This is a genomic window from Haloferula sargassicola (assembly GCF_040362925.1).
GTDB lineage: Bacteria > Verrucomicrobiota > Verrucomicrobiia > Verrucomicrobiales > Akkermansiaceae > Haloferula > Haloferula sargassicola.
Window position 1 is genome coordinate 138211 of sequence record NZ_BAABRI010000001.1, and the last position, 11595, is coordinate 149805.

Annotated in this window: 9 protein-coding genes and 1 tRNA gene; 7 read left to right on the forward strand and 3 right to left on the reverse strand. The window is 63.4% G+C overall.

Annotated features, from left to right (window positions below; all coding sequences use genetic code 11):
• Positions 1 to 50: 50 nt before the first annotated feature.
• Positions 51 to 743, reverse strand: a complete 693-nt coding sequence (locus tag ABXH26_RS00580) for a Fe2+-dependent dioxygenase (protein ID WP_353565073.1) — start codon at positions 741 to 743, stop codon at positions 51 to 53.
• A 6-nt stretch (positions 744 to 749) separates the two neighbouring features.
• A complete protein-coding gene (locus ABXH26_RS00585; protein WP_353565074.1) occupies positions 750 to 2978 on the reverse strand; it encodes a TonB-dependent receptor in 2229 nt (742 codons plus the stop codon).
• 214 nt (positions 2979 to 3192) lie between these two features.
• On the opposite strand from ABXH26_RS00585, the gene ABXH26_RS00590 reads away from it, so the two are divergent.
• Together ABXH26_RS00590 and ABXH26_RS00595 are read left to right on the forward strand one after the other, a co-directional pair.
• A complete protein-coding gene (locus ABXH26_RS00590) occupies positions 3193 to 3558 on the forward strand; it encodes a zinc ribbon domain-containing protein (protein WP_353565075.1) in 366 nt (121 codons plus the stop codon).
• Between the two features lie 142 nt (positions 3559 to 3700).
• Complete coding sequence (locus ABXH26_RS00595; RefSeq protein ID WP_353565076.1) at positions 3701 to 5731, forward strand: hypothetical protein; 2031 nt, start codon at positions 3701 to 3703, stop codon at positions 5729 to 5731.
• On the opposite strand, the gene trpC is transcribed toward ABXH26_RS00595, so the two are convergent.
• Positions 5698 to 6495 carry an indole-3-glycerol phosphate synthase TrpC gene (gene trpC / locus ABXH26_RS00600; protein ID WP_353565077.1) on the reverse strand — a complete coding sequence of 266 codons (798 nt, stop codon included), beginning with the start codon at positions 6493 to 6495 and terminating at the stop codon, positions 5698 to 5700. The two genes, ABXH26_RS00595 and trpC, sit on opposite strands and share 34 nt — an antisense overlap.
• Before the next feature lie 91 nt (positions 6496 to 6586).
• Between trpC and ABXH26_RS00605 the strand changes: the two genes are divergently transcribed.
• The 5 genes from ABXH26_RS00605 to ABXH26_RS00625 all read left to right on the forward strand — a co-directional run bounded on the left by ABXH26_RS00605 (position 6587) and on the right by ABXH26_RS00625 (position 11544).
• Complete coding sequence (locus ABXH26_RS00605) at positions 6587 to 7825, forward strand: hypothetical protein (RefSeq protein WP_353565078.1); 1239 nt, start codon at positions 6587 to 6589, stop codon at positions 7823 to 7825.
• A complete protein-coding gene (locus ABXH26_RS00610; protein WP_353565079.1) occupies positions 7822 to 9075 on the forward strand; it encodes a hypothetical protein in 1254 nt (417 codons plus the stop codon). Before ABXH26_RS00605 ends, ABXH26_RS00610 begins: the two co-directional genes overlap by 4 nt.
• Before the next feature lie 154 nt (positions 9076 to 9229).
• A tRNA-Gly gene (locus ABXH26_RS00615) sits at positions 9230 to 9304 on the forward strand.
• A gap of 66 nt (positions 9305 to 9370) precedes the next feature.
• The gene (locus ABXH26_RS00620) at positions 9371 to 10246 is read left to right on the forward strand and encodes a 50S ribosomal protein L11 methyltransferase (RefSeq protein WP_353565080.1); all 876 of its coding nucleotides are present in this window, start codon (positions 9371 to 9373) and stop codon (positions 10244 to 10246) included.
• Positions 10247 to 10377: 131 nt separating this feature from the next.
• On the forward strand, positions 10378 to 11544 hold the full coding sequence (locus tag ABXH26_RS00625; protein ID WP_353565081.1) for a pyridoxal phosphate-dependent aminotransferase: 1167 nt from the start codon (positions 10378 to 10380) through the stop codon (positions 11542 to 11544).
• The last annotated feature ends 51 nt before the right edge of the window (positions 11545 to 11595 follow it).

The following is an 11595-nucleotide window of genomic DNA, read 5'->3' on the forward strand; positions in this document are numbered from 1 at the left end:
CGGATGCGTTCGCCCATCCCTCGGTTCAGCAACCTAACAGCAGTGTCCGGTCAAAGCTCCGCCCACTGGCGGAGAAGGTTGTGGTAGACGCCGGTGAGCTGGACGGCGCTCTGGTCGGCGGCTTGCTGCCCGGCGAGCTCGCCGCTGATCCGCTGGATGGCGAGGTCGAGGTCGAAGAGCAGCGAGCGTTGCTCGTCGCTGCGGATCATGCTCTGCAGCCAGAAAAACGACGACACGCGCGCGCCGCGGGTGACCGGGGTGACGTGGTGCAGGCTGGTCGAGGGGTAGAGCACCATGTGACCGGCCGGAAGCTTGACCCGCTGCACGCCGTAGGTGTCTTCCACGCACAGCTCGCCACCGTCGTATTCGTCGGGGTTGGCGAAAAAGAGGGTCGCGGAAAGGTCGGTGCGGATCCGGGTCGGCTGGCCGGGGAACTGGCGGATGGCGTTGTCGACATGGGTGCCGAACGACTGCCCGCCGGCGTAGCGGTTGAACAGCGGGGGGAAGACCGTTTTCGGCAGCGCCGCGGAAAGGAACAGGGAGTTGGAGCCGAGCGCCTTGAGGATCATGTCGCCGAGCTGTCGCGCGGCAGGGGAGTCCTGCGGGAGCTGCATGTTGTTCTTCGCCTTGGCCGCCTGGTGGCCGGAGGTGGCGTTGCCATCGGTCCACTCGGCGCTGTCGAGGAGCTGGCGGGCCCGCGTGACCTGGTCGGGCGTGAGGACATCGGGGATCTGGATGAGCATGGCTTCTCAGAAGTTGAAGGTGGTGCTGAGCACGGCCGAGCGACCGGCGCCCGGGATCGCGTGGCCACCGCCGACGCGGTCGATGTAGTCCTCGTCGAGCAGGTTGTTCACGTTGAGCTGGAGCGACACGTTTTCCGTGACCTGCCAGCCGAACATCGCATCGACGAGCCAATAGGAGGGCGCGCTGCGCGAGTTCGAGTTGTTGCTGTAGCGGCTATCGACGAAGTAGGTGCCGAGGCCGGTCTGGAAATCACCGAAGGTGAAGACATTCCAGAGGCTGAACGAGTGCTCGGGCGTGTTGCTGAGCTGGTTGCCGATCTCGGTGACGGTGCCCGAGGAGCGGACCTCGCTGTCGAGATAGACGTAGCCGCCGGTGAGGCGCCACCAGTCGGTGATCGATCCGGCGAGGCCGAGTTCCAGCCCCTGCACCCGCTCGTCGCCGGAAAGTACGGTGTTTCCCGTAACGGCGTCGGTGGTGCGGGCGTTGGTCTTGTCGGTGCGGAAGACCGCCGCGGTGGCGAGCAGGCGGTCGTCGAGCAGCGTCCACTTGGTGCCCAGCTCGAAGGTCTCGCTCTCCTCGGGATCGGTGAGGTAGGAGGAAACGCCGGCCGCGTTGTTGCGGACGCTGGACGCCGGGCTGCTGGCGGAGGGATCGAAGGAGGTGCCGTAGCCGAAGTAAACGCTGCCCTGCTCGACGGGTTTCCAGGTGACGGCGCCGCGATAGCTGAGGCCGGTGCTGGTCTTGGAAAGATGACCCACGGACGCGCTGTCGATTTCCGTGTCGAGGTGATCGTAGCGCAGGCCGGCGTCGAACTGCCAGTGATCGCCGAGCTCGACGGTGTCGGTGACGTAGGCGGCGAAGGTGGTCGCCTGGCCCGAGGTGAAGGTGCCGTCACGGACGATCAACGGGAAGTAAGGATCGAAGGGATTCGGAACATACAGGTCGGTGTCCGGCGCGGGCCCATTGAGATCGTTGCGGCCGTGGTTTTTCGATCGCTCGTCGGTGAGCTCGAAGCCCGTGACCAGCTGGTGCCGGGCCTCGCCGGTTTCGAAGTCGAAATTGAGGTCGGTCTGGTTCGCGAAAACCGTGTCGTCCTGGTCGCGGGATTTCCAATCGGTGCGGCGGATCACGGTGCCGTATTGGTTCCCGGGAGTCGCGGGATCCACATCGACGAAACGCGGGGCGGTGACGCTCAGGTCGGTGCTGGTGAAGCCGAAGCGCGTCAGGTTTCGCAGGCGCAGCGATTCGCTGAAGTTGTGCTCGAGCTCGGTGGTGAAAAGGTGCGTCTCGTTCTTCAGGTAGTCGCGGGAAACGAGGCCGTAGAAGTTGTCGTAATTCACCGGCGCGGGCTGATCGACCGCCCACGGGATGGCGACATTCGGCGAGGCGACCCAGGGGATGCCGTAGTCCGGCACGCCGTCCGACCCGAGGTAGAAGTAGCTGGCGGTGAAACGAGTGTCCGAGCCGAGGCCGAAGGTGATCGAAGGCGCGATGCCCCACCTCTCCTCGGTGACCTCGTTGCGGCCCGGCGTATCCGCGTTGTGATACATCAGGTTCAGGCGGAAAGCCGCGCCCTGGCACCAGGGGAGCGGCTCGTTCAGGTCGAGCGTGCCGCGGTAGTAATGATCGGTGCCCGCGCCGAGCATGAGCTGGTGGAAACGCTCGTCGCGCGGGGTTTTGCTGACGAGGTTGACCGAGCCGCCGGTCGAGCCGCGGCCGGAATTCGTGGAAGCCGGGCCTTTCGCCACCTCGACCTGCTCGAGGTTGAAGGGATCGCGGGTGTAGCCGCCGAAATCGCGGACGCCATCGACGAACAGGTCGCTCTGGGCGTTGAAGCCGCGGATCGAAAGATTGTCGCCGGGAGGCGTGCCACCTTCACCAGCCTGAATGCTGATGCCCGGCGTGTTGCGGAGCACGTCGCGCAGGGAAGTGGCGTTCTGCTCCTGGATCACTTCCTTGGGGATTACCGAAACGGTCTGCGGGATGTCCTCGACCGGCTGCTGGAACTTCGGCGAGGCGAGCCGCTCCGGTTTGTAAAGGGAGGGGTTCTCGGCATCGACCACCAGGGCTTCGAGTTCCTCGGGCTCGTCGGTGTTTTCCTGAGCAGGCTCCGCGGCAAGCGCAGGATGGCTCAGGGCGCCTAGCGAAACGACGGTGCCGGTGAAAGCGAGGGACTCGCGGTGAAAACGAAAACGTCGGAGGGAGTCGGTGGATGGGGTGGCTGCTGCGCTCATCTGTTGCGAATGAGTCGCAATAGTATGGTGTGGGTCAATCTCGAAAATGGAGTTTTTTCGGCAGGATGATTAAATATTAGAAAATCAGATCCTTACACCGGCGTGGCGGGCATTCGTGGGGACGGCCGGGGGCTCGGCTGACGTGTTCGCGGGGACGAATTCCTTGGTTTTCGCGGTGAACCCGCGGCAACCTGCTCGGGCGGAAGACTTGCTCATGAAGAGATGTCCCTATTGCGCCGAGGAAATCCAGGATGCCGCGGTGAAGTGCCGCTACTGCTTTGAGTTCCTCGATGAATCGAAACGGCCGGTCTCATCGATGCCGCCGCCGTTTCCCCGTGGCTACGAGACGAAGGCGGCGGTGCCGTGGTATCTGAAGACCTCGTTCATCGTGCTCACGCTGCTGACCCTGCCGCCCTTCGCGCTGCCCTCGATCTGGATGCATCCGCGGATGCACTGGGCGTGGAAAATCGTGCTGACGCTCGGCGTGATCGGCTTTTGCTGGGTGGCCGTCGAAGCCTACGTTTCTTTCGCGCACCAGTTCGACGAGGTGACGCGGATGCTGAACGAGTTTCCGATGTGACATTCGGTCAGTCCAGCGGGGACGTCTGCAGCGAAAGATAGGCCCGAATGGCCTCGGCCGGGTCGTCGGCGCGCATGAGGGACTCGCCGATGAGGACGGCAAGGGCTTGAGGTCTCTTGGGTCGCTGTCTAAGGCAGTTTGCGTGACCGCCAAGGACAAGTTGATCGAAGTGGCCGTGGCTCCGCTCGAGGGGAAGGATGCCGAACTGAGTGTTCAGGTTCGTTCGTATTTGGAAACCGAACTGCAACTGGATGAGACCCGGAAAACGGGTCCGATCATCTCCAGACTACGCCGCAGGAGTGGGCATGGATGGACCAGGTGGGCGATAGTCTTGATCTGGCTGATGAGCTTGGTCGGTGCCCTCTGGGTGCTGGGCAAATCGGTGCGGCCGCTACGGGAGCTCGGCGCGATTTCCAACATCGGCACCGCCATTGGGCCAGCCCTGGAACCTCGGCCGGAGGGTAGGGAAGACCTCACGCCGTCGGAATCGCTGCTTCTCTTCGGTGGGCCGGAACAGCTCTGGCGAAGCGAGCCCGACAATCCCGCCTACTTTGTCGAGTTCGCCGCTTCGAAGTTCCAGCGGAGCCGGGCCTTGCCCGACGATTTTCTTGAAACCGCGGGGAAGATCGACCCTGACAACGGGTGGTATGAACTTCTTGCGGCTGCTGCGCTTTCGCGGGATGCCGTTGAGAAAAAGAGAGCGGGAATGCGTCGGGCCGGTACCACCTATGAGATCAAGGATCGGGCTGCTCACCGACAAGCGCTGGCGTTGGTGCATGAAGCCGCCGGAAAGCCGCGTATCGAGGATCATGCGTTGGAGCTGCTGCAGACGAGGGTTTCCCTTCTTCCTGAAGTGGTCGATTATGCAGACTACATCCGGAATCTCGCCTTCACGGCTGGTCAGGATGTGCCGTCGGCCGGCTTGATCCACATCTTCCGCCTCGGCCTTGCTGCGGAGGCGGAGCGGGTGGGGGTCGAAAACGATTTGGAAGGCTATCGGAGACTGCAAGCGGATGTGGCAAATCTCGTGAATCGCCTGGTGCAAAAGGATGGCGGGCTGATCGACATGCTGATCGTCAGGGCGGCCATCAAGTCGCTGGCGGATGAGATGGGAAAATCCGCGACCGCATTGGGTTTGCCGGAGGAGGCATTGCGATATGGCGAGCTGATGGATCGGCTCGATGCCAAAGTCATTAGAAGTCCGGAGCGGGCCGCACAGCTTGGTGAGCTTGAAGAATTGGTGACCTCCAAAGGCGGCATCATGGCCTCGCTTTCAATGCCCATGGTGGCCCGTCAGTCGCGGGAGGTCGTCGGGTTTTCGGAGGCCGATCTGCGCCCGGTGCGTCGGGCGGAATATGCCGTCGTGGGGCAAGCCATGGCGGGGGCCGGCTGGTTGATGCTGATCATGGCAGTCGCGGGCGTCGCCGTCTTTGTGGCATACGGATCTCGCCTCTCCCGCTGGATCGCCGCGCGGATGATTCGAGGACTCGGCATCGCGGACTGGGGCTGGATCGTGGCGATCGGAAGTCTGTTGCCTCTGGGTTGGTATCTCGCCATTGGCCAGGCGAGCCCGCTGGCGGCCCATCATTGGAGCTTCGGGAGGACCCATTTCGTCCAGTTCGCAGGCCAAATGACCGGGGTGTGTCTCATGATCTTGGTGGCTCCGGTCGTAGTCGCGCGCTGGCGGGTGACGAGAAGCCTGGGTTTTCTGATTCGGAGCGGCAAGCTCCGCTGGTTCGGATGGATGATGGTGGGCTTGGCCGCACTTTTGATTCCGGCATCCTCTCTGGCGCTCACCCCGACGCGACCGAGGCTGCTGCTCATCATCGTCCTGGCGGGGCTGCCGCAACTTTGGCTGTTGTGGGTGGTGATCGCCGGTCTGTTCGGACGTGCCGGAAGATCGGTTTCCAGACGATTGGTGGCCAGGGCGACCCTTCCTGCCTACACCCTTTCCGGGGTGTTGCTGGTCGCTGCGATGTTCGCTTTTCGGCAGCAGGAAAGGTCGTGGATGGCCCGCGCTCAATTCGCCGCGCCGTCGACCGATGCGCCCGGCTTGGAGCCCTACGAATTCCGCGTGGCGCGACAGCTGAGGCGGGAGCTGCAAGAGGTCGCCGGACGTCTTCCAGGCGGTGAATTCGTTCACTCGGCTCCGGATGCCGCGAGCGAAAGATAGGCCCGAATGGCCTCGGCGGGGTCGTTGGCGCGCATCAGCGACTCGCCGATGAGGACGGCATTGGCGCCGGCGTCGAGGACCCGTTGGGCGTCGGCGATCGTCTTCAGGCCGGACTCGGAGACGAGCAGGGTTTCCGAGGAAACCTCGTCGGCCAGGGACTCGGTGGTGCCGAGGTCGGTGGTGAAGGTCTTGAGGTTGCGGTTGTTGACGCCGATCAAATCCGCGCCGAGGTCGAGCGCGCGTTCCATTTCCGGCAGGTCGTGGACTTCGACCAAGACGTCGAGCTGGAAGTCCTTGGCTTCGTGGTAGAGGCGCTTGAGCAGCTCGTCATCGAGCGCGGCGACGATCAGCAGGATGGCATCGGCGCCGGAGACGACGGCTTCGTGGATCTGCAGCGGGTGAATGGTGAAGTCCTTGCGCAGCAGCGGGGCTTCGGAGAACTCGGAGATCTTGGTCAGGTAGCTGAGCGAGCCTTGAAAGTATTTCTCGTCGGTGAGGATCGAGAGACAGGACGCGCCGCCATCGAGATACATGCGGGCCTGGCGGATGGGGTCGAAGTTCGGGTCGATGACGCCAGCGGAAGGCGAGGCCTTCTTGATCTCGGCGATGACGCCGAGTTGGTCCGGGCCGCGATCGAGGGCGGCGCGGAACCCGCGGAAATCATTGCGCTGGAGGGCGGCGGCACGGAGGTGGCCGGCGCGGGGCAGGAGGGCTTCGACTTCCTGGCGCTTGGTAGCGATGATTTCGGCGAGCTTGTCGGACACGGGCGCAGGTTCCGCGTTTCAGGTTCCAGGTTTCAAGGGAGAAGATGGCTTGGCGGCGGGTTTGGGGATTTGGCAGTGTGTCGAATAGGGGATGAGATCGAAGCTGAAAACGAGAACGGGGCTGGCGGCGGCATGTCTTTTGGTGCCGGTGATGGCCTTCTGGTGCGGCTATCACGGGGAGCGGCGGGTGATGGATGGCGCCGGAAAGCCGCGGAATCCGGTGAAGTCCGTGGTGAGACGGCTGACCATGCCTGAACACGAGCGGGCGGGACTGGAAGAGCTGGAAAAGCTGCGGCAGGCGATCGGCCGGAAACGCCTGAGTGCGCTCGAAACGGCGGCGCTGTGGAAGATGGTCCGGGGTTTTTCCGCGGCCGAGGCGGAAGCGGCGCTGGAGGAGGTGTTGGCAGCCAACTCGGAGCGGGAAGTCGACGCGTTGTTGGTGCGGATGCTCAGCTATCGATGGGGGGAACTGGCACCTGACTTGGCGCTGGCGAAGGTGAAGACGTTGGATGGCAGGATCCAGTATCTGCTGAAGTCTGCTGTGTTGGATGCCTGGGGGAGCGTCGATCCCGATGCCATGAGGCACTGGGTCCGCGATCAGGGCGATGAACAGATGACCCGCACAGCGGCGATCCTTTCGGCGAGGGAGTGGTGTCGGATCGATCCGGAAAACGCGCTGGCCAAGGCGAGGGAGGAATTCCCGGAGGCGGTCAGCTGGGTGGTGAGCGAGCTTGCCCACAAGGCTGGTAGAAACGAGAGAGCCAGAGCGGCGCTGATCTCCGCGCTGGCTGAAGACAAGGCGCTGTGGAAGGACAGCCGCTCATGGCTGGGAAGTCTTTCTCAGAGCCCGGGTTTGGATGGGGCGATGGTCAAGAGCCTTGTCTCAGACTTGGAAGCGGCGGGTGCGGATGAAGGACAGATCGCCCATTTCCGGAGTTCTTGGGAGTGGTGGGGAAAATACGTCGAGGGTCAGAGTGGTGAGGTTTCTTTCGATCCTGAACCGCTCAACCGATCGGCGGAAACGGCGTCGGGCGAGGAAATGGCGGCACGCTACCGGGCTCAGGCGATGGAATGGCCGGATGCGGCCATCGAATGGGCAAAGTCTCATGGGAACGGAGATTTGATCTCCGGCCTGGCAAAGAGTCGGACCGACCAGTTTCTGAGGTCCGGCTGGATGCCTGATCCCCGTCATGCGTTTCCCGAGCAAACCGCGCTGCTGAAGCACATCGCTGCCTGGAAGCGCGATGATCCCCGGGCGGTGGGGGAGTGGCTGAACACGCTTCCTTCCGATATGGCTACCTTTCTCCAAACTCCGACTCCGGATCAATGATGCGCACAAAATTCATGACGGTGGGGGCGATCCTCGCAGGGGCACTGGCCTGCTTGGCATGGCTGGGGAGCGAGGCAGGGAAACGCGTCGCTCGTGCCGGCTGGCTGCATGGACGGGCGGACAAAGCGGAAACCCTTGGCAGTGACTTCGCAGTGCCGGCCCGACCCGGGAAAGCGAGCAGCCCGGATGAAGAGTTCGCGGTGTCGAAGACGGCGGACGAGCTGGAGGAACTGCTGGGAGACAGCCACGCTGGCGGTTGCGACTGGCATCGTGAACTTCGCGCTCAAGGCATTCTCGAAAGTTTGGGCCCGGACGAATTGGCGGCGCTCTTTCAGGAGCTGGAGGGACGCATTGCGGAACCATGGAGCCGTCTGCTGAACGTGGTCCTGCTTGAGTGGGCGAGACGCGATCCCGCGGCCGCATTCGCGGCGACCGCGGACCAGTATAGCCGGGCGGCAAGCGTGTTCGCCCAGTGGGCGATGGAGGATCCGACTCAGGCGTTGGCGTGGTTGGATTCGGAAGATTGTCCACCCGAGGTGGAAAAATGCCGCGATCGGATGCGGGCTCAGGCTTTGTCTGAGATCCTGGAGCGAGACTTCGAGCTAGCGACGAGCGAACTCCTCAAACTTCCGAGTGATGATCACCGGGGAGGCGAGTCGTGGCTCAAGACGCGGGAGAGCGTGTTGTCCCGGTGGGCCTATTCGGCCTTGGTCGATCCGGCCCTTCGGGATCGCTTGGTCGATTTCGTGAAGACAACCGGCGTTCCGGAGGATCATGCGAGGCTGAATGAGGAAATGCTGAGGCGTTGGTCGCAGGACGATGCGATGGGGATGTTGACCTATCTTTACGAGCTGAGGGATTATCTGGAGGTTGCGGATTTCCCTGCGGAAAAACGGCCCGCGCTGGAGGCGGAGGCGGTGGGTGCGGCGATCTACCGGGAATATGACGGGCCGGCGCTGGAGTGGTGGATGGGGCGGCATGCGGAATCGACCGAGGTGCCAGCGGCCCTGAATCACGCGCTTTCCTCTTGGTATCAGAAGTATCCCGACAAGGTGCGCGGCTGGTTCGAGGGACAGGCGGATTCACCCCAGCGGGATGCGATGTTGGCCGGGCTGATTCCATCGATCGCCATCCGCGATGCAGCGGAGGCGGAGCGGATGCTGGAGGGCATCCGTGACCCCGACCTCCACGACCGGGCGGCGGAACGGCTCGACTACATGACCTCGGAAGCCCGGAGCCCCGCCCGGTAGGAAATCACGACCCGAACCGGTGCATCCTCCCCATCCCGTTCATCCGGCGATGACCTCCCGGCAGCCCGAATCCGCCCCAAAAAACTTTGAAGAAATCTCTTGCCCGGCCGCTTCTGGCATGTAGAAACCGCGCACGCGTTCGCCGCAACGCAACGCGGGTGTAGCTCAGGGGTAGAGCGCAACCTTGCCAAGGTTGATGTCGTCAGTTCGAATCTGATCACCCGCTCCATGAAGGGCCGTTAGCTTGTCGCTGACGGCCCTTCGCCCTTTTCGGCGGGAAGGATCTTGGAATTCGATGAGCATTGTGACTAACAGTCCTGTGATGTGGGTTTGGGAAAAACTCTCCGGCGCGCAGTGGATGGATGCCTGGGAAGAACGCTTCCACGGCAACCCGAACCTGGTCGTCCACGTCCTGAAGGGCGGTAAATCCCTGCGGGTCGAGGTTTTCTGCGAAACCGGGAAGGATGCGGAGGCGATCCGCGAGCGCTTCGGCGGGCGGGTGCGGGAGTTGAAAAACGCCGACTGGCAGAAGCCCTACCAGATCCCGCCGCCGCTGAAGATCCGCGAGCGCTTCGTGGTGACCCAGGAGGATGATGCCGGCAAGCTGAAGGCGATGCGCGACACCTTCGCTGGCCGCGAAGTGATCTCGATCCCGCCGGAGATGGCCTTCGGGACGGGCGACCATGCGACCACCTCGACCTGCCTGCGTTTCCTCGTGGACATCGCGGGGAAACGGGAGCCCGGCTGGAGTTGCGCGGATCTCGGCTGCGGAACGGGCGTGTTGGCCATTGCGGCCAAGAAGCTGGGAGCGGGGGAGATCTTCGCCTGCGATTACGATCCCTTCGCGGTCGAGGTCACCGAACGCAACGCGGTCCGCAACGAGTCGCCGGGCATCCGCACCGAGGAGGTGAACATCCTCGGCTGGACGCCACCCCGGACCTACGATGTGGTGCTGGCGAACATCTTCTCGAAGGTGCTGATCCAGGCCTTTCCGGTCATCGCAAAGACCTTGGCGCCGGGCGGCAGCCTGGTGCTTTCGGGCATTCTGGCGACCCAGGCGTGGGAGGTCTTCGAGGCCGCCGCCGGGCACGGGCTTGGGTTTCCGAAGGTGGTGAAAAAAGGCAAGTGGGTGACCGCCCAAGGAGGCTGGATGCACGATTTGAAGGAGTAGCGGCCATTTCACTTGCGCCGGAACCGGTGGACGGTCAGAAAAGCCGCCCCGTTCCGCCGGGAGGGGGGTGACAGAAGCGTGCGATGTCGCCCCGCCGGGCGGCCGATGAACCATCCATCCGCGTGCTTTTTATGGACTCCATCTCATCCCGTATCCATCAGGTGAACCCCTCGCTCACCCTCGCGGTGACGAACCAGGCCAAGGCCATGGCCGCCCGTGGCGAAGAGGTCTACGGCCTCGCCGGCGGCGAGCCGGAAATCGACACCCCCGAGCACATCAAGGCCGCGGCCATGGTGGCGCTGCAAGAGGGCCGCACCAAGTATACCCCTTCCGGCGGCATTCCGGAACTCCGCCAAGCGCTCGTCGATAAGCTGGCGGCCGACAACGGACTCGACTACGACGCCAAGCAGATCTGCGTGACCGCGGGTGCCAAGATGGCCTGTTTCAACGCGATCCTGGCGATCGTCGAGGAAGGCGACGAGGTCATCATTCCCTCGCCCTACTGGGTTTCCTATCCGGAAATGGTGCGCCTGGCCGGTGGCAAGCCGGTGATCGTGGAAACCAAGGAGTCGGACGGCTGGAAGCTCACCGCCGAGCAGTTCGAGGCCGCCATGACTCCGGCGACGAAGATGGTGATCCTCAACTCGCCGTCGAACCCGACCGGCGCGGTTTACACCGAGGAAGAGCTGCGCGCGATCGGTGAGGTCGCACTCTACGAGGACATCGTGATCCTGTCCGACGAGATCTACGAAAAGCTCACCTACGGCGATGCGAAGCACGTCTCGATCGCCTCGCTCAGCGACGAACTCTACAACCTGACCGTCACCGTGAACGGCTTCTCGAAGGCCTACTCGATGACCGGCTGGCGCCTTGGCTACACCGCCGCGCCGAAGCCGATCGCCGAGGCCATCGACAAGATTCAGAACCACACGGTCTCGAATGCGACCAGCTTCGCGCAGTACGCCGGCGTGGCCGCGCTGCAGGGCGACCAAGGTTTCCTCTCGGACCTGCGTGCGGAGTATGACGTCCGCCGCCAGTTCGTGTTCGAGCGCCTCAAGGGCATCCACAACATCCGCGTGGTCGAGCCTCAGGGGGCGTTCTACTTCTTCGTCTACACCGGCCAGCTCGGGATCAAGTCGCAGAACCTCTGCGACAAGCTGATCTCGCGCTACAAGGTGGCGGCCGTGCCGGGAATCGCGTTCGGCTACGACGACGGCATCCGCCTGAGCTACTGCACCACCTTGGACGTGCTCAACGAGGGCCTGACCCGCTTCGAGCAGTTCTGCCGCGAGCACTGATCCGCGGCCTGCGTTTTTCTGAGAAAGGCCCGGCCTCCGAGAGGATGCCGG

Excerpts from the sequence above, each read along its gene's own strand:
- ABXH26_RS00580 (WP_353565073.1), bottom strand. The coding sequence starts at position 743 with ATGCTCATCCAGATCCCCGATGTCCTCACGCCCGACCAGGTCACGCGG.
- ABXH26_RS00585 (WP_353565074.1), bottom strand. The coding sequence starts at position 2,978 with ATGAGCGCAGCAGCCACCCCATCCACCGACTCCCTCCGACGTTTTCGT.
- ABXH26_RS00590 (WP_353565075.1), top strand. The coding sequence starts at position 3,193 with ATGAAGAGATGTCCCTATTGCGCCGAGGAAATCCAGGATGCCGCGGTG.
- ABXH26_RS00605 (WP_353565078.1), top strand. The coding sequence starts at position 6,587 with ATGAGATCGAAGCTGAAAACGAGAACGGGGCTGGCGGCGGCATGTCTT.
- ABXH26_RS00610 (WP_353565079.1), top strand. The coding sequence starts at position 7,822 with ATGATGCGCACAAAATTCATGACGGTGGGGGCGATCCTCGCAGGGGCA.
- ABXH26_RS00620 (WP_353565080.1), top strand. The coding sequence starts at position 9,371 with ATGAGCATTGTGACTAACAGTCCTGTGATGTGGGTTTGGGAAAAACTC.
- ABXH26_RS00625 (WP_353565081.1), top strand. The coding sequence starts at position 10,378 with ATGGACTCCATCTCATCCCGTATCCATCAGGTGAACCCCTCGCTCACC.